The organism is Ensifer sp. 1H6, assembly GCF_001976035.1.
Lineage (GTDB): Bacteria > Pseudomonadota > Alphaproteobacteria > Rhizobiales > Rhizobiaceae > Ensifer > Ensifer canadensis.
Map to the genome: position 1 here is coordinate 187,462 of NZ_MOAI01000006.1, position 26,760 is coordinate 214,221.

General features: G+C 63.1%; 27 protein-coding genes. 13 read left to right on the forward strand and 14 right to left on the reverse strand.

Annotation, left to right across the window (positions count from 1 at the left end; translation table 11 throughout):
* Positions 1–93: 93 nt before the first annotated feature.
* A complete protein-coding gene (gene fmt / locus BKP54_RS09620; RefSeq protein ID WP_025425722.1) occupies positions 94–1,029 on the forward strand; it encodes a methionyl-tRNA formyltransferase in 936 nt (311 codons plus the stop codon).
* Positions 1,029–1,772 (forward strand): tRNA pseudouridine(38-40) synthase TruA, encoded by a 744-nt coding sequence (gene truA, locus BKP54_RS09625; RefSeq protein WP_025425723.1) that lies wholly within the window; start codon positions 1,029–1,031, stop codon positions 1,770–1,772. Before fmt ends, truA begins: the two co-directional genes overlap by 1 nt.
* A 38-nt stretch (positions 1,773–1,810) precedes the next feature.
* Here the strand turns inward: truA and BKP54_RS09630 are convergent, their stop codons facing one another.
* The 5 genes from BKP54_RS09630 to BKP54_RS09650 all read right to left on the reverse strand — a co-directional run bounded on the left by BKP54_RS09630 (position 1,811) and on the right by BKP54_RS09650 (position 9,213).
* The gene (locus tag BKP54_RS09630; protein ID WP_084814370.1) at positions 1,811–2,407 is read right to left on the reverse strand and encodes a hypothetical protein; all 597 of its coding nucleotides are present in this window, start codon (positions 2,405–2,407) and stop codon (positions 1,811–1,813) included.
* Positions 2,394–3,587 carry a succinyl-diaminopimelate desuccinylase gene (gene dapE / locus BKP54_RS09635; protein ID WP_025425725.1) on the reverse strand — a complete coding sequence of 398 codons (1,194 nt, stop codon included), beginning with the start codon at positions 3,585–3,587 and terminating at the stop codon, positions 2,394–2,396. The genes BKP54_RS09630 and dapE overlap by 14 nt, the downstream gene beginning before the upstream one ends.
* A 185-nt stretch (positions 3,588–3,772) precedes the next feature.
* Complete coding sequence (locus tag BKP54_RS09640; protein WP_025425726.1) at positions 3,773–6,958, reverse strand: multidrug efflux RND transporter permease subunit; 3,186 nt, start codon at positions 6,956–6,958, stop codon at positions 3,773–3,775.
* Positions 6,959–7,098: 140 nt separating this feature from the next.
* Positions 7,099–8,304: an efflux RND transporter periplasmic adaptor subunit gene (locus BKP54_RS09645; RefSeq protein ID WP_057204285.1), complete on the reverse strand. Its 1,206-nt coding sequence runs from the start codon at positions 8,302–8,304 to the stop codon at positions 7,099–7,101.
* Positions 8,305–8,388: 84 nt separating this feature from the next.
* The gene (locus BKP54_RS09650) at positions 8,389–9,213 is read right to left on the reverse strand and encodes an alpha/beta hydrolase (protein WP_025425728.1); all 825 of its coding nucleotides are present in this window, start codon (positions 9,211–9,213) and stop codon (positions 8,389–8,391) included.
* Between the two features lie 140 nt (positions 9,214–9,353).
* On the opposite strand from BKP54_RS09650, the gene BKP54_RS09655 reads away from it, so the two are divergent.
* Complete coding sequence (locus BKP54_RS09655) at positions 9,354–10,265, forward strand: LysR family transcriptional regulator (protein ID WP_025425729.1); 912 nt, start codon at positions 9,354–9,356, stop codon at positions 10,263–10,265.
* Positions 10,266–10,267: 2 nt separating this feature from the next.
* On the opposite strand, the gene BKP54_RS09660 is transcribed toward BKP54_RS09655, so the two are convergent.
* Positions 10,268–10,669, reverse strand: coding sequence for a helix-turn-helix domain-containing protein (locus BKP54_RS09660; RefSeq protein ID WP_051509149.1), 402 nt, complete (start codon positions 10,667–10,669; stop codon positions 10,268–10,270).
* A gap of 82 nt (positions 10,670–10,751) precedes the next feature.
* On the opposite strand from BKP54_RS09660, the gene BKP54_RS09665 reads away from it, so the two are divergent.
* The gene (locus tag BKP54_RS09665) at positions 10,752–11,069 is read left to right on the forward strand and encodes a multidrug efflux SMR transporter (protein ID WP_025425731.1); all 318 of its coding nucleotides are present in this window, start codon (positions 10,752–10,754) and stop codon (positions 11,067–11,069) included.
* Between the two features lie 93 nt (positions 11,070–11,162).
* Here the strand turns inward: BKP54_RS09665 and BKP54_RS09670 are convergent, their stop codons facing one another.
* The 3 genes from BKP54_RS09670 to dapD all read right to left on the reverse strand — a co-directional run bounded on the left by BKP54_RS09670 (position 11,163) and on the right by dapD (position 14,532).
* A complete protein-coding gene (locus BKP54_RS09670; RefSeq protein WP_025425732.1) occupies positions 11,163–13,130 on the reverse strand; it encodes a DEAD/DEAH box helicase in 1,968 nt (655 codons plus the stop codon).
* 156 nt (positions 13,131–13,286) lie between these two features.
* Positions 13,287–13,670 (reverse strand): DUF805 domain-containing protein, encoded by a 384-nt coding sequence (locus BKP54_RS09675; protein WP_025425733.1) that lies wholly within the window; start codon positions 13,668–13,670, stop codon positions 13,287–13,289.
* A gap of 4 nt (positions 13,671–13,674) precedes the next feature.
* Positions 13,675–14,532: a 2,3,4,5-tetrahydropyridine-2,6-dicarboxylate N-succinyltransferase gene (gene dapD / locus BKP54_RS09680; RefSeq protein WP_025425734.1), complete on the reverse strand. Its 858-nt coding sequence runs from the start codon at positions 14,530–14,532 to the stop codon at positions 13,675–13,677.
* A 310-nt stretch (positions 14,533–14,842) separates the two neighbouring features.
* Between dapD and BKP54_RS09685 the strand changes: the two genes are divergently transcribed.
* Positions 14,843–15,742 carry an LOG family protein gene (locus BKP54_RS09685; RefSeq protein ID WP_025425735.1) on the forward strand — a complete coding sequence of 300 codons (900 nt, stop codon included), beginning with the start codon at positions 14,843–14,845 and terminating at the stop codon, positions 15,740–15,742.
* Between the two features lie 444 nt (positions 15,743–16,186).
* Here the strand turns inward: BKP54_RS09685 and BKP54_RS09690 are convergent, their stop codons facing one another.
* The gene (locus BKP54_RS09690; protein ID WP_158071680.1) at positions 16,187–16,708 is read right to left on the reverse strand and encodes an EF-hand domain-containing protein; all 522 of its coding nucleotides are present in this window, start codon (positions 16,706–16,708) and stop codon (positions 16,187–16,189) included.
* Positions 16,709–16,836: 128 nt separating this feature from the next.
* The gene (locus BKP54_RS09695; protein WP_025425737.1) at positions 16,837–17,550 is read right to left on the reverse strand and encodes a pyrimidine 5'-nucleotidase; all 714 of its coding nucleotides are present in this window, start codon (positions 17,548–17,550) and stop codon (positions 16,837–16,839) included.
* 150 nt (positions 17,551–17,700) lie between these two features.
* On the opposite strand from BKP54_RS09695, the gene BKP54_RS09700 reads away from it, so the two are divergent.
* The 4 genes from BKP54_RS09700 to BKP54_RS09715 all read left to right on the forward strand — a co-directional run bounded on the left by BKP54_RS09700 (position 17,701) and on the right by BKP54_RS09715 (position 21,417).
* Positions 17,701–18,498 (forward strand): sterol desaturase family protein, encoded by a 798-nt coding sequence (locus BKP54_RS09700; RefSeq protein WP_225906198.1) that lies wholly within the window; start codon positions 17,701–17,703, stop codon positions 18,496–18,498.
* 80 nt (positions 18,499–18,578) lie between these two features.
* Positions 18,579–19,493, forward strand: a complete 915-nt coding sequence (locus BKP54_RS09705) for a DMT family transporter (RefSeq protein ID WP_025425739.1) — start codon at positions 18,579–18,581, stop codon at positions 19,491–19,493.
* Positions 19,494–19,573: 80 nt separating this feature from the next.
* A complete protein-coding gene (locus BKP54_RS09710) occupies positions 19,574–20,653 on the forward strand; it encodes a trifunctional transcriptional activator/DNA repair protein Ada/methylated-DNA--[protein]-cysteine S-methyltransferase (RefSeq protein ID WP_025425740.1) in 1,080 nt (359 codons plus the stop codon).
* Positions 20,650–21,417, forward strand: coding sequence for an isocitrate lyase/phosphoenolpyruvate mutase family protein (locus BKP54_RS09715; RefSeq protein ID WP_025425741.1), 768 nt, complete (start codon positions 20,650–20,652; stop codon positions 21,415–21,417). The genes BKP54_RS09710 and BKP54_RS09715 overlap by 4 nt, the downstream gene beginning before the upstream one ends.
* 77 nt (positions 21,418–21,494) lie before the next feature.
* Here BKP54_RS09715 and argB read toward each other — a convergent pair whose 3' ends face one another.
* Positions 21,495–22,382, reverse strand: a complete 888-nt coding sequence (argB, locus tag BKP54_RS09720; protein WP_025425742.1) for an acetylglutamate kinase — start codon at positions 22,380–22,382, stop codon at positions 21,495–21,497.
* Between the two features lie 156 nt (positions 22,383–22,538).
* Here argB and BKP54_RS09725 point away from each other — a divergent pair, with 156 nt between their 5' ends.
* The 4 genes from BKP54_RS09725 (at position 22,539) to msrB (ending at position 25,282) form a co-directional block, all read left to right on the forward strand.
* Positions 22,539–23,078: a sigma-70 family RNA polymerase sigma factor gene (locus tag BKP54_RS09725; protein WP_025425743.1), complete on the forward strand. Its 540-nt coding sequence runs from the start codon at positions 22,539–22,541 to the stop codon at positions 23,076–23,078.
* Entirely contained in the window at positions 23,075–23,797 is a 723-nt protein-coding gene (locus BKP54_RS09730; RefSeq protein WP_025425744.1) for an anti-sigma factor, read from the forward strand. The genes BKP54_RS09725 and BKP54_RS09730 overlap by 4 nt, the downstream gene beginning before the upstream one ends.
* Before the next feature lie 205 nt (positions 23,798–24,002).
* Positions 24,003–24,560, forward strand: coding sequence for a fasciclin domain-containing protein (locus BKP54_RS09735; RefSeq protein ID WP_057204278.1), 558 nt, complete (start codon positions 24,003–24,005; stop codon positions 24,558–24,560).
* Between the two features lie 221 nt (positions 24,561–24,781).
* Positions 24,782–25,282 carry a peptide-methionine (R)-S-oxide reductase MsrB gene (gene msrB, locus BKP54_RS09740; protein ID WP_025425746.1) on the forward strand — a complete coding sequence of 167 codons (501 nt, stop codon included), beginning with the start codon at positions 24,782–24,784 and terminating at the stop codon, positions 25,280–25,282.
* A gap of 152 nt (positions 25,283–25,434) precedes the next feature.
* Here msrB and BKP54_RS09745 read toward each other — a convergent pair whose 3' ends face one another.
* Complete coding sequence (locus tag BKP54_RS09745; RefSeq protein WP_025425747.1) at positions 25,435–25,974, reverse strand: DUF1269 domain-containing protein; 540 nt, start codon at positions 25,972–25,974, stop codon at positions 25,435–25,437.
* A gap of 119 nt (positions 25,975–26,093) precedes the next feature.
* Entirely contained in the window at positions 26,094–26,747 is a 654-nt protein-coding gene (gene yihA, locus BKP54_RS09750) for a ribosome biogenesis GTP-binding protein YihA/YsxC (RefSeq protein ID WP_025425748.1), read from the reverse strand.
* Positions 26,748–26,760: the final 13 nt, after the last annotated feature.

The window sequence follows — 26,760 nt, forward strand, 5'->3', positions numbered from 1 at the left end:
AGCGCCCGCAGGCGCTTTGTCGTTGAGGGGCTTGATTTGAGGCGCGTAAACCCGTTTGAAGGGGCCTGATTTCAAACGGTCGGAGTATCCGCCTTGTCGCTTCGCATCATCTTCATGGGAACGCCGGAATTTTCCGTACCGACGCTTGCCGCACTCGCAGGGGCAGGTCACGAGATCGTTGCCGTCTATACCCAGCCGCCGCGGCCCGGCGGACGGCGCGGGCTCGACCTGCAGAAGTCGCCGGTGCACCAGGCGGCCGAGCTGCTCGGCGTTCCCGTGCTCACGCCCGTCAACTTCAAGGACGAAGCCGATCGCCAGACCTTCCGTGATTTCAATGCTGACGTTGCCGTTGTCGTCGCCTATGGCCTGCTGTTGCCGGAAGCGATCCTGACCGGAACGCGGCTCGGCTGCTATAATGGCCATGCCTCGCTCTTGCCGCGCTGGCGTGGTGCGGCTCCCATCCAGCGTGCCATCATGGCCGGCGACCATGAGACCGGCATGATGGTGATGAAGATGGACAAGGGGTTGGACACAGGCCCGGTCGCGCTCACCAAGGCGGTGCAGATCGGCGAGACGATGACGGCGGGCGAGCTGCATGACCGGCTGATGCAGGTCGGCGCTAACCTGATGAAGGAAGCGATCGGCAAGCTTGAGGCCGATGACCTGCCACTGACCGAGCAGGCGGGCGAGGGCGTCGTCTACGCCGCCAAGATCAGCAAGGCCGAGACTCGCATCGATTTTGCGAGGACCGCGCGCGAAGTGCACGACCATATTCGCGGCCTGTCGCCTTTTCCCGGCGCCTGGTTTGAGCTCGAGATCGCCGGCAAGCCGGAGCGCATCAAGGTTTTGAACTCCGAGCGCGTGACGGCGGCAGGAACCGCCGGAACGGTGCTCGACGACACTCTCACCATTGCCTGCAGCGACGGTGCCGTGCGGCCGACGCGGCTGCAGCGGGCAGGCGGCAAGGCTCTCAGTGTTGCCGATTTCCTGCGCGGTACGCCCATCGCCGCCGGCACGAGGGTCGGCTGATGCCGCGCTTTCGACTGATCGTCGAATATGACGGCTCCAACTATGTCGGCTGGCAGCGCCAGGACAACGGCGCTTCCGTCCAGGGCGCGATCGAAAAAGCGATCCTGTCCTTGACCGGCGAAACCGTCTCGATCCGCGGTGCCGGGCGGACCGATTCCGGCGTTCATGCCGTCGGGCAGGTGGCGCATGCGGACCTGACGCGCGAGTGGAAACCTCACACGCTGCGCAATGCGCTGAACGCGCATCTGGGCATGGCCGGCGAGGGCGTCTCGATCCTCGACGCCCAGGAAGTCACAGACGCCTTCGACGCACGGTTTTCGGCGCTGCGCCGGCATTATCTCTACCGCATCATCTGCCGTCCGTCGCGGCTGGCGCTGGAGGCGAAGCGTGCCTGGTGGGTGACGAAGCCGCTCGATCACGAGGCGATGCATGAAGGCGCGCAACGGCTCGTCGGCCACCACGACTTCACCACCTTCCGCTCCGTCCATTGCCAGGCGACAAGCCCGATGCGCACGCTCGACCGGCTGGATGTCTCTCGCACCGGCAATCTGATCGAAATTCGCGCCACGGCGCAGAGCTTCCTGCACAATCAGATCCGTTCCTTCGCCGGCTCGCTGAAGCTGGTTGGCGAAGGCAAATGGACGCCGGACGAGCTGCAGGCGGCACTCGAAGCGCGCGACCGCAAGGCCTGCGGTCCGGTGGCGCCGCCCGACGGGCTTTATTTCATGCAGGTCGATTACTGAGGAAGGTAACGTCGCGCGCAGATGGCGCGTGACGTCTGTCAGGTCGGGATAAGGCCGAAGAACTGCTGCAGCAATTCGCCCATCATCATCGACGGCAGCAGGAAAAGCGCCGTCAGCGCCGTGGCCAGCAAGGTCTGGTTTCCGGTAATGATGCGCAGCAGCCGGAAGAGTATGCCGATGCTGACGAAGAGCAGCACCAGCCAGATCAGGCTCGTCAGCCCTTCGCTGCCGGGAATGACGAGGCGGATCGCCGCCGGCACCGCCATCGCATAGGACAGCGGCACGGAAAGCCAGTTGGTGGTGACGACGATCGGCACCACGGCGGCGGCAAAGCCGAGTGGGCGCGCCAGGACGAAGACCAGCACCAGCGGCAGCAGCCAGCTGGCGAGATCGACAACCAGAAGCTTGAAGACGAAGCCGAAGCCGACAGTGGTTCCTGTTGGCATTGCAGAGAGATAATAAAGCCGCCAGGATGCCCAGGTGACGGGAATGGCCGGCAGGCACCAGAGCATCGCTGTAAACGAACGCCACAATCCGCTCTCGCTGAAATCGAGCCAGCGGAAGCCTTCGCCATTGCCCTGGATCAGCAGCCAGAGGCCCTTGATATAGGAAAGAACCTCCTCAAGCAGCGGCATGGCCGAACCAGCTGAAGATGAAGGTTTCGTAGATTTCCGTCAGCGTTTCGAGATCGGCGACGGCGACACGCTCGTCCACCATATGCATGGTCTGGCCGACAAGCCCGAATTCGACGACGGGGCAATAGTCCTTGATGAACCGCGCATCCGAGGTGCCGCCGGTGGTCGAAAGTTTCGGCTGCTGGCCGGTGACCGCTTCGATAGCGCCTGACAGCGAATCGATCAGCGCATTGTTGCGCGTCAGGAAAACGTGGCTCGGCCGTTCGTTCCAGGTGATCTCGTAACGGACCGGGTCGCGGCCTGCCCGCAGAGCGCCGTCCGTTGCCGCGCGGTCGAGGCGGGCGATGATCTCCGCCATCAGGCTCTCGGCGGTCCAGGTGTCGTTGAAGCGGATATTGAAGGCAGCAGCCGCCTTCGCAGGGATGACGTTGACGGCGCCATTGCCGACGTCGATGGTCGTCACTTCCAGGTTCGACGGCTGGAAGTTTTCCGTGCCGTTGTCGAAGGGCGGGTCCATCAGTGCCTGGGTCAGTTGCAGGATGCCGCGCACCGGATTGTCCGCCAGGTGCGGATAGGCCGCGTGGCCCTGGACGCCGTTGACGGTGATCCGGCCGGAAAGCGAGCCACGGCGGCCGATCTTGATCATGTCGCCGAGACGGTCTGGATTGGTCGGTTCGCCGACAAGGCAGGCGTCCCAACGCTCGCCCTTGGCGGCAGCCCAGCCGAGAAGTTTCGTCGTGCCGTTGATCGCAGGGCCTTCCTCGTCGCCGGTGATGAGGAACGAAACCGAGCCCTTGGGGACCCCATGCTTTTCGATGTGGCGGGCGACGGCTGCGACGAAGCAGGCAATGCCGCCCTTCATGTCGACCGCGCCGCGGCCATACATTTCGCCGCCGGCGATATCGGCGGAAAACGGACCGTGGGTCCACGCGCCGTCGTCGCCGACCGGCACCACGTCGGTATGGCCGGCAAACATCAGATGCGGGCCGTCGCTGCCGAGCCGGGCATAGAGGTTCTCGATATCGGGCGTACCCGCGTCTTTGGCCGTGACCCGGTCGACGGCAAAGCCGAGCGGCTTGAGCATGGCTTCAAGCGCTGAGTGCGCGCCGCCTTCGGCAGGGGTAACGGAGGGGCAACGGATGAGGGTGGCGAGATTGGCGATCGGATCGGTCGAGGTCATGTAGCGATATGCCGTCTGCGTGGCGCTGGGGCCAATGGGATTGAGGGTGCTGGTTTATCCGATCGTTGCGCGGCTGTCACGCAGGATGGGTGTGCAGCCGACGGCTGAGGCTATCCGTCTGTCTTCAACGTAAGCGGGCCGGATCAGATCCGGCCCGCTCAAAGCGCATATGCGGCAAGATTACCTCATTCTCCGGGCGCGAGATGAGGTGCTTCGATATGCGCTCCGGCGTGCTTCAGAGGCCGCTCGCCCGAGAGCTTGCGGATCAGCACGTAGAACACCGGCGTCATGAAGATGCCGAAGGCGGTGACGCCGATCATGCCGGAAAAGACCGCGACCCCCATGGCCGAGCGCATTTCGGCGCCGGCGCCGGTGGAGATCACCAGGGGCACGACACCCATGATGAAGGCCATCGAGGTCATCAGGATCGGCCGCAGGCGCAGCCGGCTCGCTTCGATCGCCGCCTGGACGGCGGTGCTGCCTGATAGTTCCAGTTCGCGGGCGAACTCGACGATCAGGATCGCGTTCTTGGCGGAAAGCCCGACAAGCACGATCAGGCCGATCTGCGTGAAGACGTTGTTGTCGCCTCCGGTCAGCCAGACGCCGGCAAGGGCGGCCATGATGCCCATCGGCACGATCAGGATAATCGCGATCGGCAGGGTCAGGCTTTCATACTGGGCGGCCAGCACGAGATAGACCAAGAGCAGCGCCAGCGGGAAGACGAGCATGCCCGAATTGCCGGCAAGAATCTGCTGATAGGTCAAATCCGTCCACTCGAATGCGATACCGGGCGGCAGCGTTTCCGCGGCGATCTTCTCGATCGCGGCCTGAGCCTGGCCCGAGGAGAAGCCCGGCGCCGGGCCGCCGTTGATGTCGGCCGACAGGAAGCCGTTGTAGCGGATCGCCCGCTCGGCGCCGACCGTCTGCTCGACCTTCAACAGTGCCGACAGCGGGATCATCTCGCCCGATTGCGAACGCACCTTCAGCTTGCCGATGTCGTCGGCGTGGCTGCGGTAGTTTGCATCGGCCTGGACGCGCACGCTGTAGGTGCGGCCGAAGGCGTTGAAGTCGTTGACGTAGAGCGAGCCCAGATAGATCTGCAGCGTCTCGAACACATCGGTCACTTCGACGCCGAGCTGGCGCGCCTTGACGCGGTCGAGGTCGGCGTAGAGCTGCGGCACGTTGATCTGGAAGCTCGAGTAGATGCCAGCCAGCTCCGGCGTCTGGTAGGCCTTGGCAATGAAGGCCTTGGTCGCCTCGTCGAGTGCCTGGTAGCCGAGGCCGTTCTTGTCCTCGATCTGCAGCTTGAAGCCGCCGGTGGTGCCCAGCCCCTGGACGGGCGGCGGCGGGAACATGGCGATGAAGGCATCCTGGATCGCGCCGAATTCCTGGTTCAGCTGCATGGCGATCGCCCCGCCCGAAAGCTCGGGCGTCGTGCGCTCCTCGAACGGCTTCAGCGCCACGAAGACGATGCCGGAGTTCGACGAGTTGGTGAAGCCGTTGATCGACAGGCCGGGGAAGGCGATGGCATTTTCGACGCCGGGATGCTTGAGCGCGATATCACTCATGCGGCGGATGACGTCTTCCGAGCGGTCGAGCGTCGCTGCGTCAGGCAACTGTGCAAAGCCGATCAGATACTGCTTGTCCTGGGCGGGCACGAAGCCGCCGGGAACGGCGCGGAACAGCACGAAGGTGACGCCGAGCAGCAGGACATAGACGCCCATGATCAGCGACTTGCGCGACAGGATCCTGCCGACGCCGCGGCCATAGGCTTCCGAGCTGCGACCGAAGAAGCGGTTGAAGCCGCGGAAGAACCAGCCGAACACCTTGTCCATGGCACGGGTCAGCCAATCCTTCGGCGCATGGTGATTGCGCAGGAGGAGGGCGGCGAGCGCCGGGGAAAGCGTCAGCGAGTTGATGGCGGAGATCACCGTCGAGATGGCGATCGTCAGTGCGAACTGGCGGTAGAACTGCCCGGTCAGGCCGGTGATGAACGCAAGCGGCACGAACACGGCGACGAGCACCAGCGCAATGGCGATGATCGGTCCGGAAACCTCCTGCATCGCACGGTAGGTCGCCTGTACCGGCGACAGACCCTGCTCTATGTTACGTTCGACGTTTTCGACCACGACGATGGCGTCGTCGACGACGATGCCGATCGCCAGCACCAGGCCGAACAGGCTGAGCGCGTTGATCGAGAAGCCGAAGACGTACATCACCGCGAAGGTGCCGACGATCGAGACGGGCACCGCCACGAGCGGGATGATCGAGGCGCGCCAGGTCTGCAGGAAGACGATGACGACGATGACGACCAGCGCGATCGCTTCAAGCAGGGTGTGGATGACCGACTCGATCGAGGCACGCACGAACTGGGTGGTGTCGTAGACGATCTCGTAGTCGACGCCGTCGGGCATGGTCAGCTTCAGCTCGGCCATGGCCTTGTGAACGTTTTCCGAGATCTGGATCGCGTTTGAGCCCGGCGCCTGGAAGACGCCCATGCCGACGGCGGCCTTGTTGTCGAGCAGCGAGCGCAGCGAATAGTCGGCAGCGCCCATTTCGACGCGTGCGACGTCGCCAAGCCGCGTGACCTCGCCGCCGGCGCCCGACTTGACGACGATGTCGGCAAAGTCCTCAGGCGTCTGCAGGCGGCCTTGCGCGTTGACGGAAAGCTGCAGGTCGAGGCCGGGAACCGACGGCGAGGCGCCGATGACGCCGGCGGCGGCCTGAACGTTCTGCGCGCGGATGGCGTTGGCCACGTCGCTTGCCGCAAGACCGCGTTCGGCAGCCTTCTGCGGGTCGATCCAGATGCGCATCGAATAGTCGCCGCCGCCGAAGATCTGTACCTGGCCGACGCCGTCGATGCGGGCGAGCCGATCCTTGACGTTGAGCACGCCGTAATTGCGCAGATAGTTGATGTCGTACTGGCCGTTGGGCGACAACAGGTGCACGACGAGCGTCAGGTCCGGCGAGCTCTTGACGGTCGTGACGCCGAGACGGCGCACTTCCTCGGGCAGGCGCGGCTCGGCCTGCGCGACGCGGTTCTGTATCAGCTGCTGGGCCTGGTCCGGGTCGGTGCCGAGTTCGAAGGTGACGGTCAGCGTCATCAGACCGTCCGCCGTCGCCTGGCTCTGCATGTAGAGCATGCCCTCGACGCCGTTGATCTGTTCTTCGAGCGGCGTTGCCACCGTCTCGGCGATAACAGCCGGGTTGGCGCCGGGATACTGCGCCCGCACGACGATCTGCGGCGGCACGACTTCGGGATATTCGGAGATCGGCAGGCCGGTCATGCCGAGCAGGCCGCCCACGAAGATCAGGACCGAAAGAACGCCCGCGAAGACCGGGCGGTCGACGAAGAAGCGTGAGAAGTTCATTGACGTATCCCCCTTGGGACGAGTTCAGGCAAATCTCCGGCTGTCGCGGCAAGAACACTCGCCACGCGCCGGGATCTGCTAAGTGATGTCTGGGCGGCCAATCCCGCCTCGGCGACAGCCGAAGCGGGTGCCGTCATGTCCTACTTGGTTGCGATCGACGCCGTCGTTTCTTCGACCTGCTGCGGTGCCACGAGCACACCCGGGCGTACCCGCTGCAGGCCGTTGACGACGATGTTCTCGCCGGTCTTCAGGCCGCTTTCGACGATGCGCAGCCCGTCGGAATTCGGGCCAAGCTTCACCTGGCGGTACTCGACCTTGTTGTCGGAGCCGACGACGAACACGAATTTCTTGTCCTGGTCGGAGCCGATGGCGCGATCGCTGATCACGAGCTTTTCTTCGGGCTCCGGTTCGCCGATGCGGATGCGCACGAACTGGCCGGGGATCAGCCGCCCGTCGGCATTTTCAAGCGCGGCGCGGACGCGGATCGTGCCGGTCGCCGCATCCACCTCGTTGTTGATGAGCTGGATATGGCCGGAGATCGGCGTGCCTTCGTCGGCAGCGGTGCCGATCTGCACCGGGATGCGCTCGATGGCGTTGCCGCCGGCCGAGGCCTGGAGCCGGGCGAGTGCAGTGGTGACCACTTCTTCGCTGGCGCTGAAGCTTGCGTAGATCGGGTCGACCGAGACCAGCGTCGTCAGCACCGGCGAAGCGGAGCCGGCGGCGACGAGGTTGCCGGCGGTCACTTCCAGCCGGCCGACGCGGCCGGAGATCGGTGCCTTGACTTCGGTGTATTCCAGGTCGAGTTCGGCCGTGCGCAACGCGGCCTTGGCGGAGCGCACGCTCGCCTGCGCCTCGTCGAAGGCGCTGAGGCGCTGGTCGACGCCGCTCTGTGGGATGGCGCTCGTGGTCACGAGCTTGCGTCCGCGGTCGAGTTCCGTCCTGGCGAGCGCCACCCGCGCCTCGGCTGCTGCGACCTCGGCTGCAGCCCGGTCGACGGCTGCCGCATAGGGCTCGGGATCGATGGTGAGCAAAAGGTCGCCCTTTTTCACCAGTGCACCCTCGCGGAAGTGGGCTTGGAGAATGGCGCCGCCGACACGGGGGCGAATCTCGACGCGTTCGATCGCTTCCAGCCGCCCGGAAAAATCTTCCCAGGTGGTGATGCGGCGCGACTGCGCCTTGGCCACCGAAACCGGCACGGCCGGTGGAAGCGCGGCTGCCGTTTCGGTTGCGGCATCCGCCTCGAAGTGCTGCGGCAGGCCAAGAAGAACCGCGGCACCGCCGGCGGCGGACAATAGGATGCTCAGGCCGGCGCCCCAGAGGGCCCGGCGGGTCACTGTCGATTTCATTTTTCTCTCCTTGCCGGTTGGGAGCCGGCGTTTTTGCTGCTGTCGTCAGCGAAAGGGAAAGGCCGGCGGCCCTGTCGTCCTTGGCTAACGCATCGTCATTTCAGCCGGCTTCGCCCCCGCCTGCTGGAAGAAGCGGGAAAAGATGCCGGTAATCGTTTCTTCCTGGGATGCCCAGGTTTCAGCGTTCACGGTATTTTCCGGTATCCACCCGGCGCGGCCGGGAAGAATATGGGACTGAACGCTCACGCCCGCCTGGCGAAGACGGTCTGCATAGGCAGCAGTCTCGTCGCGCATCGGGCATTCCTCGCTGGTCAGGATGAGCGAGGGAACAAGGCCGGCGAGCCGCGTACAGTGCGCCGGAGCGGCATAGGGATGCGTGAATCCACCGCATTCGCCCAGATACCGTTGCCAGCCTTCGGCGATCGATTGCACCGAACCCTCGGGACAGTATTTGCGAAACGATGCGGTCGCCAGGCACGGATCCAGCATCGGCGACAGGAGGATCTGCCCCTTGAGGTCGGTGAGGAACTGGTCGCGAGCCATCAGCGCCACGCCGGCTGCCACGTTGCCGCCCGCCTCCTCGCCGGCGATGAACAGCAACGATTTTTTATGCGCGAACTGCGGGCAACGCGCACGCATCGAAGAAAGCATGGAATAGGTGACGTCGAGTGCGGCCGGGAACGGATTGAGGCAGGCCGACGCATATTCCGGCGAGATGACGATGGCACCGGCCGCCGCAAGCGCCTTGGCGACGCGTTCGCCGGCTGCGATCGAGCTGCCGACGAAGGAGCCGCCATGCAGGTGCAGCACCACGGGCGGCGGGTTGAGCAGCGTTTCGCCACTATAGACACGTGCCGGGCACGAACCTTTGCCCGTCTGCATCGTCTCTACCGTAAAGCGTTCACCCATCTCTCTTGCCTTTGCCACGGGGTCATCCCACATGAGGCGACAACCCGCCATGATGGGAGAATAACATTGTCTTCTGTCTGGAATAGTCCGTCTAATCCGACTACACTATTCAGTATCTCGAACAATAATGGCTATTGAAAATGGACCAGCTCACGGCCATGCGCGCGTTTCTCCGCGTTGTCGAAACCGGCAATTTCACACGTGCTTCCGCTTCGCTCAATATGCCCAAGGCGACCGTCACCAATCTCATCCAGGGATTGGAAGCGCATCTGCGCACCAAGCTGCTCAATCGCACGACGCGGCGGGTTCTGGTGACCCCGGATGGCGCGCTCTATTACGAGCGGGCCGCGCGCCTCGTGACCGACCTCGATGAGCTCGACGGCAGCCTGTCGAGCGCCCAGACGCTGCCGAAGGGGCGGCTGCGCGTGGAGATGGCAAGCGCCATGGCCAATCTCATCGTTATCCCGGCTCTGTCCGAATTCCACAAGCGCTACCCTGACATCCAGATCGATCTCGGCGTCTCGGACCGCACCGTCGACTATGTTGCCGAGAATGTCGACTGCGCCATTCGTGTCGGCACCCTGACCGACCAGTCGCTGATTGCCCGGCGCATCACCGACATGAGCTTCGTCGCCTGCGCGGCACCCGACTATCTCGACCGTTGCTCGACGCCGCAACATCCCTCCGATCTTTCGAAGAATTGTTATGTCGTCGGCTATTTCCGCCCGCAGACCGGCCAGCAGATGCCGTTCTATTTCAAGCGCGGCGCGGAAGAGATCGAGGTTCATGGTCGTTATGCGGTGGCCGCCAACGAATCGACCACCTATCTCGCCGCCGCCCGTGCCGGCCTCGGTGTCATCCAGGCGCCCCGCTTCATGGTGCGGGAGGATCTTGAGACCGGCGCGATGCGGAGGGTGCTGCAGGACTGGCAAATCGAATCGATGCCGATCTATCTCGTCTATCCGCCGAACCGACACCTGAGCAGCCGTCTGCGCGTCTTTGCCGACTGGGTGGTGAAAGTGATCGCCCAGTCGCAACTCGACGGCGAATAGGCCTATTTGCCCCGCTCGGCGTCGTAGCGCGCGCGCGCCGCGTCGAGAGTGCCGAAATGCGTCTCGGCCCAACGGTCGAGCACCAGCAGGGTTTCGCTGAGCGAACGGCCGACAGCGCTGAGGCTGTATTCCACATGCGGCGGCACGGTCTTCTTGTCCTCGCGAATGACAAGGCCGTTCCGCTCCAGTTCCTTCAGCGTCTGCGTCAGCATCTTCTGCGAGACGTCGCCAAGCCGGCGCATCAGCGCGGCGTTGCGCATCGGCCCTTCTTCGAGCGCCGAGATGATCAGCATCGCCCATTTGCTGGCGATCAGCTCCAGCGCATGCCGCGAGGAGCAGGTCGGGTCGAAGACATCCGGAATGGAGGTGATGGGTGCTTCGAGCGGGTCTGTCGAGATTTTCATAGTTACCAAAAGGTGCGTAATTGCTATCCAGTGCCTACCCTACCAGATTGTTCTCCAGATGGAAATTTCGATGGAGACGGTAATGGCATGGATCATCCTGATAGCGGCGAGCCTGATTGAAATCATCATGGGCCTGGCGCTCAAATATGCCGAAGGCTGGACGAAACTGGTGCCGAGCGCGATCGGCATCGCAGCGGCGCTCGGCAGCGTCTACCTCCTGACGATCGCCATGCGCGACCTGCCGGCCGGCACTGCCTACGCCGCCTGGACCGGCATCGGCTCAGTCGGCATCACGGTGCTCGGCATCGTGCTTTTCGGGGATCCCGTCTCCTGGATGCGGATCACCTGCATCGCGATGATCATCGTCGCCGTCGCCGGCCTGCGCTTCCTCGAAGCCTGATACGGCCAGCCGCCGCAACTGCAGACAAAAAAAAGCGCCGCGATTTGATCGCGGCGCTTTTTGATTTGGGCTGACGCCGTTGCTGCGGCAAGCTTAGCTCTGGCGGTTCTTGGCGTTGTTGCCCTTGGGCTTCGGCTTGAAGCCGCCGTCCTTGCCGGCGTTCGGCTTGGCCTTCTTTTTAGTCCAGGCGTCGCGGTTTTCCGGCGGCTTGTCGTCGGTGTGGGCCGGGGCGGCGGCGTAAGCCGGCTTCTTGTCGAACTTGCGCTTCGGCTTGAAGTCGCCGTCACTGCGTGCCGCATCGTCCGAATAGGGGCGCTTCTTGGCAAAGGCCGGTTTGTCCTTGGAGAAACCTGGCTTGTCCTTGGAGAAGTTCGGCTTGTCCTTGGAAAAACTCGGCTTCTCCTGGCGCTGCTGCGACAGATCGGGAGCGCCCGGCAGCGTCTTCACCCGGATGCCCTTCTCCAGCATGCCCTCCTTGCCGATCGACGACAGGAAGCGCTCGGCTCCATCGGAGGTCATTTCGACGAAGGTCTCTTCCTGCTGCATGCGGATCGCGCCGATGTCGCGCTTGGTCAGCTTGCCGTGGCGGCAGAGCATCGGGATCAGCCAGCGCGGCTCGGCATTCTGCTTGCGGCCGACCGAGAGCGAGAACCAGCTGCCATCGCTGAAATCGGCGCGCGGCGCGTCATAGTCTTCGCGCGGTGCAGACTTCTCATCGCGGCGCGGCTTTGCGCGGCTGTCGCCGACGGCAACCTCGATCAGGTCTTCCGGGGCCGAGCGGCCAGAGCGGAACTGGCGCACGAAGGCGGCAGCCATCTGCTCGGCACCATGAAGCTCGATGAGCGCGCGCACGATCGCCTCTTCGTCTTCGCGGATCGGTTCGGCAAAGCTAGTGTCGGCAAGCAGGCGCTCGTCGTCGCGGCGGCTGACCTCGTCGGCCGACGGCGGGCGGGCCCAGTTGGCGGTGATCCGGGCGTTTTCGAGCAGGCGCTCCGCCTTGCGGCGCTGGCTCACCGGCACGATCAGGGCGCTGACGCCCTTCTGGCCGGCGCGTCCGGTGCGGCCGCTGCGGTGCAGCAGTGTATCCGGGTTGGTCGGCAGGTCGGCGTGGATGACCAGTTCGAGGCCCGGCAAGTCGATGCCGCGGGCGGCAACGTCGGTGGCGATGCAGACGCGGGCGCGTCCGTCGCGCATGGCCTGCAGCGCGTGGGTGCGTTCGTTCTGGCTGAGTTCGCCCGACAGAGCCACCACCGAGAAGCCGCGGTTGTTGAAGCGGGCAGTCAGATGGTTGACGGCTGCACGGGTCGAGCAGAAGACGATCGCATTCTTCGCTTCGTAGAAGCGCAGGACGTTGATGATCGCGTTTTCGCGATCGTTCGACGCAACGGTCAGGGCGCGGTATTCGATGTCGACGTGCTGCTTCTGCTCGGACGCGGTGCTGATGCGCACGGCGTCGCGCTGGTAGTTCTTGGCAAGCGTCGCGATCGAGCGCGGTACGGTCGCCGAAAACATCAGCGTGCGGCGGTCGTCGGGAGACTCCTCGAGGATGAATTCGAGGTCCTCGCGGAAACCGAGATCGAGCATCTCGTCGGCCTCGTCGAGCACGACGGCACGCAACGAAGAAATATCGAGCGAGTTGCGGCGGATATGGTCGCATAGGCGTCCGGGCGTGCCGACGACGATGTGGGCGCCGCGCTCCAGCGCGCGCTTCTCGGTGCGCATGTCCATGCCGCCGACGCAGGACGCGATCGTCGCGCCAGTCTGCTCATAGAGCCATTCGAGCTCGCGCTTGACCTGCAGCGCCAGTTCGCGCGTTGGTGCGATCACAAGCGCCAGCGGCGCGCCGGGCGCGCTGAAGCGGCGCTGGTCGCCAAGCAGGGTCGGTGCCAGCGCCAGGCCGAAGGCGACGGTCTTGCCGGAGCCGGTCTGGGCCGATACCAGCGCATCCTTGCCCGCCAGATCAGGATCGCGCATCGCCTGTTGAACCGGCGTCAACTCGTTGTAACCGCGTTTTGCCAACGCCTCGGCGATCGCAGGCGCGATCCCTTCGAATTCTGTCATCTCTCGTCTTTCGGATTTCGGTTTTCGCGCCGGTAAACGAACAAGACCTTGGATCAGGTCGTCATCAGGCGCCGATTGCCGCGGCCAGCATCTTATCGCCGGCCTGTTCATGGCGCGCTACATACGCGTTCGGGCCCGAAATGTACAGTGCGCCGCTCAAGCGCCGGGTTCATCGCTGGTTTGGCCGAATTCGTTCGGCCCCTCGGTGCCCGGCCAGAGACAGAGCGCGATGAAGACGATGGGGCTCAGGACAGGGATGAACAGGCAGATCGCCAGCGGTCCGGGATAGCCGATATCGTGCAGCCGCTTGATCGCCAGCATGGCGATCGAGAGCGTGGAAACGATGCCGGACACGATCAGCGCCAGCGTCCAGAGCGCCAGCGCGGTCCTGTGGTTCTCGTTGGCGAGCATCTGCGCGACGACGAAACCGCCTATCAGCAGCCAGAAAAGCCAGGACAGGAAAAAGGGCAGGCGGGTGATGCGGCCGGAGGGGCTGAAGAACAGCCAGATCATGCTCGGCCGTCGCCCCTCCGGTGTCATCGGATCAGTCTCGAAGCAGTTCGTTGATGCCGGTCTTGGAGCGGGTCTTCTCGTCGACGCGCTTGACGATGACGGCGCAGTAGAGGTTCGGTGCCGGCTGGCCGTTGCCCATGGTCGAGCCCGACGGCATCGAGCCGGCGACGACGACGGAGTAGGGCGGGACTTCACCATAGGTCACTTCGCCGGTGGCGCGGTCGACGATCTTGGTCGACTTGCCGATGAACACGCCCATGCCGAGAACCGAGCCCTCGCGCACGATGCAGCCTTCAACGACCTCGGAGCGGGCGCCGATGAAGCAATTGTCCTCAATGATCGTCGGGCCGGCCTGCATCGGCTCCAGCACGCCGCCGATGCCGACGCCGCCGGAGAGATGCACGTTCTTGCCGATCTGGGCGCAGGAGCCGACCGTGGCCCAGGTGTCGACCATCGTGCCTTCGCCGACATAGGCGCCGAGGTTGACGAAGGACGGCATCAGGATGGCGTTCGGCGCGATATAGGCCGAGCGGCGCACGACGCAGTTCGGCACGGCGCGGAAGCCGGCCTTCTCGAACTCGTTGACGCTCCAGCCGTCGAACTTGGAGGCGACCTTGTCCCACCAGACGGATTCCCCCGGGCCGCCCCGGACGATTTCCATCGGGTTGAGGCGGAAGGAGAGCAGAACGGCCTTCTTCAGCCATTGATTGACGGTCCAGTTGCCGTCGGCGCCACGCTCTGCCACCCGCACCTTGCCGCTGTCGAGCAGGTTCAGTGCCGTTTCCACGGCGTCGCGCACCGCGCCGCGCGTTCCGGTGTTTACGGAATCGCGGTCATCAAAGGCGGCGTCGATCGTCTGCGACAGGGAGGCGAGGTTGTGGTTCGTCATCGGAATTCCTTAAAGTTCGGCGGTTATCCTGCGAAAGCTCTACTGCATAATTCCGAAAATCGGAATCGATTTAAGGACAAAATTAGGCAGCGACGCGATGTGCGCCCGTGGGTGTTCTGTATCGGCTGGAATGCGCGGCGCCCGAGGCCCGTTCCGGAAAAGTTGGACCGCTTTTCGGCTCGACGCTGCCGGCAGGGCTTGGCAAGCGCGGTCGACTGCGGCATCAGGGGCATTCATGACCGATGAAACAGGATAGGACGCGTCCGCCCGAGATGCCGATTGTCCGGAACGCGACGGGAAAGACGATAGCATGGCACGCATGAAGAAGCGCAATCTGCGCCGTAAGGATGGGGTTTGGGATCCGCTGGCCGATAGCTCGCAGAGCCGGCAACGGGCGCAGACGGTGCCGGTGACGCCGCAGTCGGCCTCTCCTTCCTATCGCCTTGCCTATATCGACGACGATTTTCTCTGCCGCGAGGAACTGCGCCCGGTGCGGCTGCAGCTCGAACTCTTGAAGACCGAAATGATGCTGGAGGAGTACGGCATCAACTCGACCGTGGTGATGTTCGGTGGCGCGCGCATTCCCGAGCCGGGCGGCGACGCCTGGGCCGCCAGGAACGATATCCAGCGCAAGAACCTGGAAGCAGCCTCGGTCTATTACGACGAAGCGCGCAAGTTCGCGCAGATCGTCTCGGAACATTCCGCCAAGCTGCACTACAAGGAATATGTCGTCGTCACCGGCGGCGGGCCGGGTGTGATGGAGGCGGGCAACCGTGGCGCTGACGATGTCGGCGCGCCGTCGATCGGCCTCAACATCGTGTTGCCGCACGAGCAGGCGCCGAACCGCTTCGTGACGCCGGAGCTGTCGTTCAACTTCCACTATTTCGCCATCCGCAAGATGCATTTCCTGCTGCGCGCCAAGGCCGTCACGGTGTTTCCAGGCGGCTTCGGCACGTTGGACGAGCTGTTCGAAACGATGACGCTGATGCAGACCGGTCGCCTGGCGCTGGTCCCGCTCATTCTCTTCGGGGAAAAGTTCTGGCGCTCGATCATCAATTTCGAGGCGCTTGCCGAGTTCGGCACGATCGCGCCGAACGATATCGATCTGGTGCAGTTCGTCGAAACCGCCGATGAGGCCTGGGATATCATCTCCCGCTTCTACGAGACCGTCGATCCGCGGTCGGTGCCGATGGCGAACGGCAGGCGATAGCGCCTCTCCGGTAAACTTGCGAAGCGGTTTCGCTCAGGGGAGGCCATCTTCATTTCCTCCGGTTCTCGTGTATTTTGTGCCCATGCAGAACGACAATCGATCATCAGTCAGAAAAACAATCTCCCTCGCCCTGGGTGCCGCGATGACGCTTGCCGGAGCGATCGGGTTCCTGATCGAGAGCCTTCTTCGTCATTCGGTTTGATGCCGCCCTAAGCCCTGCATCCAAAACCGGAACCAGCGCCAGCAATCAATGCCGGCGAGCCAGTCGTTGAGCCAGCAGCCGCGCCTAGTGCTTCGGTAACGGCAATGCGTCAAAACAAGGATTGTGCATTTCCGCCGCCCTGTTTGACACGGAGCTTTCGACACCGCCGCGTGCCAATCCAGGCGCGCGGCGGTGTCGTCGGATACTCCTTTCACCGGGCGGCGGGAAAGGGCACCGATGGATCAAATTTTCTTGGTGAAGTCGGCGGCGTCGATGACACCGTCGCCGTTCTTGTCACGACGCTTGAACATTTTTTCTGAAGCACTTGCGACCTCGGCAGCGCTCAAAGAGCCGTTGCCGTCGGCGTCGACGCGCTTGAAGGCCTTTGGCCGCATGCCGGGCACCATGGCCGGCCGCGCGTCCTTCAGTTGGGCAAGGGCTGCGTCGCGCTCCTTGCCGTCCTTGCTCTTGGCTTCCTGCCAGGCCTTGCGGGCGTCGCGGAACGCCTGGCGCTTCGCCTGCATCTCGTCGGCACTGATCTGGCCGTCGCCATTGGTGTCGAATGCCTTGAAGTTCGCGGTCATGTGCGCCTGTAACTCGTCGAGTGACACCTTGGAATCGCTGTTGGTGTCCAGTCGCTTGATCATCCGTTCGGCCCGCTGTTCGGGCGTCATCTTGTCTCTGGCGGCAAATGATGGCGCAGCCAATCCGGTAACGGCGACGGCAAGGGCGGTTACGCCAAGGATCAGGGTTCTGTTCCGCATCATGCTTCCTTTCGATCGGGTTATGCCCGAACGAATGATAGGCAGCGGGACGGCGAGCACCAGTTAAACTTTGGTAATTTAAGTCTTTGGCGGGAAAGGGGTTTTTCCCGGGCCAAAATGTGTCGGGGTCAGAGGTCGGCGACCACGCGCCTGAGGAAGCTGGCGAGATCCTCGGTGACGTAATCGATCTGCTCGTCCTCGTCTCCGGACTGCTCCCAGGATTCGGCGAACTCGTATTCGAAGTTGCGCGGCACCAGTAGAACCGTCTTCATCCCGAGCGTTTTCGGAACCAGAAGGTTGCGCGGCAGGTCCTCGAACATGACCGCATTGCGGGTATCGACCCGGTGCAGGCTCATGAACTTGTCATAGGTTTCGCCGGCCGGCTTCGGCACGAAATCGGCAGCGACGATATCGAAGATGTCGTTGAAGTGATCGAGGATGCCGAGTGCGCGAGCGGTCATTTCCGCATGTGCAACGCTGCCGTTGGTGAAGATGAACTTGCGCCCCGGTAGCGCCTTGATCGCTTCGCCCAGCGTCGGATCCGGCGGCACGATGCTGTAGTCGATCGCATGCGCCTTTTCGAGGAAGTCGCTCGGGTCGATGCCGTGATGGATCATCAGGCCTTTGAGCGTCGTGCCGTGATCGCGGTAGTAGTCTTTCTGCAGCTTCTTCGCGTCCGCCGGCTCGAGCGACAGCAGCGCCGAAACGTAAGCCGTCATGTTACGGTCGATCTGCGAGAACAGATTGACGTGGTGCGGGTAGAGCGTGTTGTCCAGATCGAAGACCCAGTCGGTGACATGGGCGAATTCGTCGTGGGTCGGCAGGCGATCGAGCTTTTTCATGACCGCCTTATGACACGGGTATGGGCGGCCACAAACGAGAAAATTCACCCCGCCGCACGGGCTACCCTACCGGCGCAGACGTTTCCACTTTGAATTGCCAAAACAACATGGCATCGTTCGGCCGGCGCGGCTTTGACGTAGGGGTTCCGGATGCCGATGTCGGACGAACTGTTTTACCTGCTGTTTCTGTTCGGATTCTACGCGACGACAGTCGTTACCTATTTCGCCCTGGGTTATGGCCTGACCTGGGTCAACGACCGCAATCCCGAGCGAAAGATTCAGAAGGGACGCGGTTCCGACAAGCGCCGCAGGGCGGAAGTCCGCCAGAGCCTGGTGTCGATGTTCAGCGCCTGCCTGCCGCTGACGATCGGCCTCTATGTCCAGCAAAAGGGCTGGGCGCCCGGGCCCTGGACCTTCAATTGGTGGGCGGCGGTGCCGCTCTTTGTCCTGTGCATGTTCCTCTACGATACCTGGTTCTATTTCATGCACCGGCTGCTGCACACCAAGTGGCTGTTTCCACTGCACGCCCTTCATCACAGAAGCGTCGCACCAACGATCTGGAGCACCTATTCTGAGGATTTCTTCGACAACTTCCTCTTGCAGAGTTTTTCAGCCGTCGTCGTTTTCGCCGTCCCGTTTCCGCCGGCGATCCTGATCGGGCACCGGTTGTTCGAACATTTCAACGGCATGTTCGGGCACTGCGGGTTCGAGTATTTCGCCTCATCGACGGCGCGATATCCGTCCCCTCTCTTGTGCACGACGTTCCACGACCAGCATCATTCCGGCTTCAAGTACAACTACGGCAACTACTTTTCGTTCTGGGATCGCGTGCTCGGCACGATCTCGCCGAACTACGATCAGCGCGTGAAGGCCTTCGAAGACGAAGGTCAGCCGCTCACGTTCAGTCGGGCGGTCGACCTGGCGGAAGTTCAGGAAAAGCCGGACTGATATCAGCGCAGGTTGGTATATATCGGCGAGACTGTACGGAGTTCTTGGCAATATCAGGACCCGCGTGCTAGCTCGCAGCCATGGAAACCTGGGTAATCATCACCGTCGCTGCGGCCTTCCTTCAGAATGTCCGCTCCGCCATGCAGAAACACCTGAAGGGCGTCATGGGCACGACCGGCGCGACCTTCGTGCGTTTCGGTTTCGGCCTGCCTTTTGCGTTGCTCTATCTCATCGTGCTCTGGCGCGTGGCGGGCCATCCGCTGCCGGTGCCGAACGGCACATTCTTCCTGTGGGCGGTCATCGGCGGGCTGGCGCAGATCGCGGCGACCTTCCTGCTGGTGCACCTCTTCTCCTTCCGCAACTTTGCGGTTGGCACCGCCTATTCGCGCACCGAGCCGGCCCAGGCAGCGCTCTTCGGCCTCATCTTCCTGGGCGAGCGGGCGAGCGAGGGCACGCTGGTGGCGATCGCCATCTCCGTCGTCGGCGTCATGCTGATTTCGGTTGCGCGTACGACGCTGAGCCCGCGCTCGCTGGTCACTTCGGTTTTCAGCCGCACGGCCGGGATAGGCCTTCTCTCGGGCACGTTCTTCGGGCTTTCGGCCGTGGCCTATCGTTCGGCCTCGCTGGTGCTCGCGCCCAGCCTGCCGGCACCGGATTACATGATGCAGGCGAGCTTCACGCTCGGCTTCGTCATCCTGCTGCAGACGGTGGTGATGCTGATCTGGATCGTGCTGCGCGAGCCGGCCGAGCTGAAGCGCATTGCCGCTGCGTGGAAGCCTGCCTTCGTCGTCGGCTTCGTCGGCGCCTCCGCTTCCTTCGGCTGGTTCATGGCAATGACGCTGCAGCAGGCGGCGATCGTGAAAGTAGTGGCGCAGGTCGAGATGCTCTTCACATTCGCCTCGTCCTTCTTCATCTTCCGCGAGTGGATCAATCGTCTCGAACTCCTCGGCTGCCTCCTGATCGTGCTCGGCGTGGTGACGCTCGTGCTTATCTGAACTGTCGCCAAACCATCGCCGGAAAAATAGACGCCCGAAAACCGGCGCCCGTCCCTTCGCACACATGGTAGAAGGGCCGCATGTTGTTCGATCTTCCTTCCGACGAAACGCTTTACGATGCCCTGATTGCGCGCAGCACCGAATACGAGGGCGCTGCCTATGTCTGCGTCAAGACGACGGGCATTTTCTGCCGCCTCTCCTGTCCCGCTCGCAAGCCGAAGCGCGAGAACACCATCTTCGTCGGCTCGATCGGCACCTGCCTCGAAGCCGGCTTTCGCCCGTGCCAGCGCTGCAAGCCGCTTGCAACCGTCGGTGCCAAGGATCCGCTGGTCGATGACCTGCTGCAGGCACTGGAGGCAGCACCCGAACGGCGCTGGACCGAGGACGACCTGGTTCGCCGCGGCCATGATCCGTCGACCGTTCGCCGCGCCTTCAAGCGCAATCTCGGCATCACCTTTCTCGATCTTGCCCGACATCGGCGACTGGGCCTTGCCGCCCGCCAACTCGCCGAGGGCGGCCGGGTCATTGATGCGCAGATCGACGCCGGATACGAATCGCCGAGCGGCTTTCGCGCCGCCTTTGCCAAATTGCTCGGCGAAGCGCCGGCTATGTCGCAGGGCCGTGTGCTGCTGTTTGCCGACCGCATCGACACGCCGCTTGGCCCGATGGTGGCGGTCGCCGACAAGACCCATCTGCACATTCTCGAGTTTCACGATCGCAAGGCGTTGCCGACCGAGCTCGAAAACCTGAAGCGCAAGACCCGCTCGGCGATCGTCCCAGGCCGCACGGCGCCGATCGACCAGATGGAGGCGGAGCTGAAAGCCTATTTCTCGGGCGATATCGCAGAGTTTCGCACGCCCCTGGCGCCTGGCGGCACTGCCTTCGAGCGTGAGGTCTGGGCAAGGCTCGTGAAAATTCCGCTCGGAGAGACACGTTCCTATGGTGACATCGCGCGCGAGGTCGATACGATCCAGGCCGTGCGTGCCGTGGCGAAGGCCAACGGGTCCAACCAGATCGCCATCGTCATTCCCTGCCACCGCTGCATCGGCTCCGATGGTTCGCTGACGGGATATGGCGGCGGGTTGTGGCGCAAGCAATGGCTGCTGCGGCACGAAGGCAAAATGAAACCTGTGGGATTGTTTGCGGAGGAAATGCAATGAACCAGACTGAAAAGGCCACCGAATTCGCCGCTCTGCATCGCAAGGGCGATCCGGTGGTGCTCTACAATATCTGGGATGCGGGCAGCGCCAAGGCCGTGGCCGAGGCTGGAGCCAAGGCGCTTGCGACCGGCAGCTGGTCGATTGCCGCCGCGCATGGGTTTGGCGATGGCGAGAAGGTTCCGCTGGCGCTGCTTACCGATATCGCCCGGCTGATCGTCGCCTCGACCGAACTGCCGGTCACGGTCGATTTCGAGGGCGCCTATTCCGACGACCCGGCAACGGGGGCTGCCAATGTCTCGCGTCTGATCGACGTCGGCGCCATCGGCATCAACTTCGAAGATCAGGTTGTCGGCAAATCCGGCGTGCATGCGGTCGAAAAGCAGGCCGCCCGCATCCGCGCGATCCGCGAAATGGCGGACCGCCGCAGTGTGCCGTTCTTCATCAATGCCCGCACCGACCTGTTCCTGCAGGAAAGCGATGCTGGCCGCCATGCCGGTCTTGTCGATGAGGCGATTGCGCGCGGAAAGGCCTTTGCCGAAGCCGGCGCCAGCGGCTTCTTCGTGCCGTGGCTGGTCGATGCCGCGCTGATTGCCAAGGTCTGCGCCGCTTCGAGCCTGCCGGTCAACGTGATGATGCGGCCGGGTGCGCCGGACCTGCAGACGCTCGCCGGCGCCGGCGTCGCACGTGTCAGTTACGGACCTTTCCCCTACCGGGCGATGATGGAAAAGCTGAAGCAGGAGGCCCAGGCCGTTTATCAGGCCTGATCAATCAGCCCAAAACAAAAGCGGGATGCGGCCTGAAAACCGCATCCCGCTTTTTCGTGTTTTCGGTTTGCTGTCGATCAGGGAACGATCAGCGTGCCGGCACCGCGCTCGGTGAAGATTTCGAGCAGCACGGAATGCGCCGTCTTGCCGTTGAGGATGACGACGCCCTGGACGCCGGCCTTGATCGCATCAATGCAGGTTTCGACCTTCGGGATCATGCCGCCGGAAATCGTGCCGTCGGCGATCAGCGCCCGTGCCTGCGCTACGGACAGTTCCTTGATCAGCTTGCCTTCCTTGTCGAGCACGCCGGGAACGTCGGTGAGGAACAGGAGCCGCGTGGCGTTCAGCGCACCGGCAATTGCACCGGCAAAGGTGTCGGCGTTGATGTTGTAGGTGTGCCCGTCGCGGCCAGGTGCCACCGGCGCGATCACCGGGATCATCTCCGAGCGGGCGAGCAGGTCAATCAGGGTACGGTCGACCTCGACGACCTCACCGACGAAACCGAGATCGAGCACGCGTTCGATGTTGGAATCCGGATCCTTGATGGTCTTGCGTGCCTTTTCGGCAAAGACCATGTTGCCGTCCTTGCCGCAAAGGCCGATCGCCCATTCGCCGGTCTGGTTGATGAGGGCGACGATTTCCTTGTTGATCGAGCCGGCCAGAACCATCTCGACGATCTCGACGGTCTTTTCGTCGGTGACGCGCAGGCCGCCTTCGAACTTCGATTCGATGCCCATCTTCGTCAGCATCGCGCCGATTTGCGGGCCACCGCCGTGCACGACGATCGGGTTGACGCCTGACTGCTTCAACAGAGCGATGTCGCTTGCAAAGGCTCGGCCCAATTCGGCGTTGCCCATGGCGTGGCCGCCATATTTGACGACGATCGTCTTGTTCTCGTAGCGCTGCATGTAGGGCAGGGCCTGGGTGAGCAGGCGTGCCTGGATTTCACTTTCATTAGCGGACATGGCGGACCCTCGAAAAATACCGGCTGCTGTTTAACGCAAGTTTCCCGTCGATGGAATGATCGGCGAGCAACATAAAACAGCAATGACGATGCGCGCTGGCGGATAGCGATTTGTGCTCTATGTCCTATCTCAAGAATGCATCGGGTCGGGTTGGCAATGATCGACGAGGAAATTTCCGGACTGCTCGGCCGTGTTGCGCTCAGGGATCGTGCGGCCTTTGCCGAACTTTACCGGCTGACCAGCCCGAAACTTTTCGCCATTTGCCTGCGTATCCTGAGAGACCGAAGTGAAGCGGAAGAAACGCTCCAGGAAATCTACGTCAGAATCTGGCAGCACGCCGACCGTTTTTCGCCCGGCCAGTCAACGCCGATGTCCTGGTTGGCGGCGATTGCGCGCAACCGTGCCATCGATCTGATCCGGGCGCGAAAACCCGTAGCCAACGCGATTGACGAAGCCTACGATTTGGCTGATCCTGCTGCCGATCCGGAAAAATCGGCAGTGGTCAGAGCAGAGGGCAGGCGGATCGATGCGTGCATGGAGGAGCTCGAAACCGATCGGGCGGACGCCGTGCGGCGTGCCTATGTCGAAGGTCTGAGCTACCAGGAACTGGCTGAAATGTACGCTGTGCCGCTGAACACGATGAGGACTTGGTTGAGGCGCAGCCTGTTGAAGTTGAGAGAGTGCATGGAGCGATGACAGCGTCCACCCCAGACAAAGGAGATTTCCGCCGCGACGAGGTGATCGCCGGGGAATATGTGCTGGGTGTGCTATCCGCCGACGACCGCCGCAAAGTCGAGGCCCGCCTTGCATCCGACCGCAATTTCGCCGCCATGGTGACGCGCTGGCAAAACAATCTCTCCTCCTTCGACGAAGCCTATGATCCCGTCGTGCCGCCGGCGCGGATTTTCGCGGCGATCGAGCGCCGGCTCTTCGAAACGGCCCCGCCTGCCGCGGCCCCGGTGCGGGCAGGCATATGGCAATCGCTTGCGCTCTGGCGTGGTCTCGCACTCGCCTCGCTTGCTGCCGTCGCCGTCATGGGCGCGTCCATGGCAGGGCTGTTTGCACCGCCGTCCGGCGGCCGGCCGCTTGTCGCCGAAATGACCGGCAAGGGCATTTCGGTCGATCTCGTCGCCCGTTTCGATCGCGAGACCGGCCATCTCCGGGTGACGCCGGTTGCCGCACAGCAGGCCGAGCAAAAATCGCTGGAGCTGTGGCTCATCAACGGCGACAACCCGGCCGTTTCCCTCGGCGTGCTGCCCCAGACCGGCGAAGGCGAGATCATCATCGCCCCGGCCATGCGCGGGAAATTCTCGCGCGGTTCGGTTCTGGCCGTCAGTATCGAGCCGCTTGGCGGTTCGCCGACCGGATCGGCCACCGGCCCGATCATCGCGCTCGGCAAGGCCCGCGATCTCTAACTCAGCGCACGCGGGCCTTCCCGGTCCTGCAGCGTCGGTCGCTTCTCACGTCGTTTTTCGCCCAACCGACCGGCAATCCGAAAATTCCTGAAACTCTTTTTCCAAGGCTTCCGTTGCTTGTCATGTTCCCGGGGAGGGAACGGCAATTTCAACGAGGCGGCTGGGTGTCGCCTCCCTGACAGGTTCAACAGGAAGGAAGACCAAGATGTTCACCTATGGAATCCGTTCGTTCGCTGCCATCACCATACTGACCGCAAGTGCGGCAATCGCCCATGCCGAGAACCCGATGGTCGGTGGCGCGGCGATGTATGCGGACAAGAATATCGTCGAAAACGCCGTCAACTCGAAGGATCACACCACGCTGGTGGCGGCGGTCAAGGCGGCCGGGCTGGTCGAGACCCTCCAGGGCAAGGGGCCGTTCACCGTCTTCGCGCCGACGAACGAGGCTTTCGAGGCCTTGCCGACCGGCACGGTCGACACGCTCCTGAAGCCGGAAAACAAGGACAAGCTGACCAAGGTTCTGACCTGCCATGTCGTCTCCGCCGACGCGATGTCCTCGGCGATCGCCAAGATGGTCAAAGGCGATGGTGGCGAACACGACGTCAAGACGGTTGGCGGCTGCGATCTCCAGGCCAAGGATGACGGCGGCAAGATCACACTCACGGACGAGACCGGCGGCACGGCCACGGTCACCATCGCCGACGTCAAGCAGTCAAACGGCGTGATCCACGTTATCGACAAGGTGCTGCTGCCGAAGGGCTGAGCTCTCGCTTCCTCCGGATCGCCGCGGCAGACATTCGCAGGCGATCCGCCGCCGGGGTCTCATCCGTGGCGCGCCGGCGCTTCTGCCACCGATCGCTTGCGATCGGTGGCCTTTCAACCCGGCTTCTTCACGGCGCTTTGATCGGTCTTGTTTTGCCGCGTGACAGGCCGGCCGCTATCTTCGACCTCGGCAGCGTCAAGGGGCATGACAAGGAGGGTTCGATCGTGAACCGGCGGAATTTTCTGATTTTTGGCGGGACACTAAGCGTGATCGCGATCGCGGCGGCAAAGGGGTTTCCGCTGGCGGCGCGCCCAGCCTCGGCCGAAACGTTCGAGGTCACGAAGACCGATGCCGAATGGCGGGCGATCCTGACCGACGAACAGTATCGGATACTGCGCCAGGAGGACACCGAGCGTCCGTTTACCAGCGCGCTCAACAATGAAAAGCGCAAGGGCACGTTTCAATGCGCCGGTTGCGCGCTCCCTGTCTATTCCTCCGAAGCCAAATATGACAGCGGCACCGGTTGGCCGAGTTTCTGGCAGTCCCTGCCGGGCGGCGTGGCAACGCGCGAGGACAACGCACTGTTCATGACGCGAACGGAATGCCACTGCCATCGCTGCGGCGGACATCTCGGCCACGTCTTCGACGATGGCCCGCCGCCAACCGGCAAACGCCATTGCATCAATGGTTTCGCGCTGACATTCGTTGCGGCGAGCGCCTAGGAGCACTTCCAGGAGAAGTGCGAAGCGGTTTTCCGGCAGGAAATGCGCGAAAACAAAAAGATGGTAGTTCTGCGACTCCGTTTAAGCCGAACGCACTAGCGCCCGTTCCTGCGGTCGACGATGCGCCCGCAGGAAGATCGCGCTGATGCGGCTCAGAACGTTCCGGCTTGCGGCGAAGGCGTCTGGGCGTCGGAGAGCGCCGCCTGGAGCTTCTGCTCCTGCTCGGGCGACAGCGATGTTTTCAGCACGCGGCCGCGCAGGCCTGAGAATTCGGCCAGGACCTTTTCCGGCTGCACCTTGCGCACCAGGACGAACAGCGCCGACGAGTTGTTCGGGATGGTGTTGCCGAGCGACTTGATGAATTCGTCGTCGATGCCGTAGTCGGTCAGCGAGCCGGAGAGCGCACCGGCGCCGGCGCCGAGCGCGCCGCCGATGGCAAAGCCAGCGAGTGGATTGAGGAACAGCAACCCGACGAGCCCGCCCCAGATGGAGCCGGACAAGAGACCGGAGGTCGCCCCGATCGCGGTCAGGTTGAGGCTCTGCTTGAGGTGGACCTTGCCTTCTGCGTCGCGCACGACGACGACGGCGTCCTCGAGATCGATCAAATATTCCTTCTTGAGGCCGGCGAGCTTGACGAGAACCTTGTCGGCCTCTTCAGGCGTGTCGAATCCCACAACGATCAAATCGGACATGTGTCTCTCCTATCCTTGACGCTATCGCGCAAGGAAACGCGCGACCGCACGGCAGAGATAGAGCGGTTTGCATGTCAGAGTAGTGACGGAGATCAAAGACTTTCGGGCGATCGTCGCTCTCAGCGCGAAAGCGCAAGCTCGATCGTCGCGCGAAGCTCATCGATGCCCTCTCCCTTTTCCGAGGAGGTGGAGAGGATTTCGGGAAATGCGGCGGGGTGCTTCTTGATCTTCTCGAGCGTCTCGGCGATCAGCCGCGGCACGCCGGCGGCCTTGATCTTGTCCGTCTTGGTCAGGATGATCTGGTAAGAGACGGCCGCCTTGTCGAGCAGCGACAGCACGTCCTCGTCGTTCTTCTTGATGCCGTGGCGGGAGTCGATCAGCACGTAGACGCGCTTCAGCGTCGCGCGGCCGCGCAGATAGTCGAACACCAGTTTGGTCCAGGCATCCACCTGTTCCTTCGGCGCCTGGGCATAGCCGTAGCCGGGCATGTCGACCAGCGCCATCGGCGGCAGATCGCCCGCTTCACCGGAATAGCCGTCGGGCACGAAGTAGTTGAGTTCCTGGGTGCGTCCGGGCGTGTTGGATGTGCGCGCCAAGCCCTTCTGGCCGACCAGCGCATTGATCAGCGACGACTTGCCGACATTCGATCTGCCGGCAAAGGCAATTTCGGTCGGTCCTTCCGGCGGCAGGAACTTCATCGCCGGGACGCCGCGAATGAAAATCCACGGCCGGCCGAACAGCGGCTTGTCGTCTTTTGTCTTTGTGTCGGCCATCGATGTTCATTCC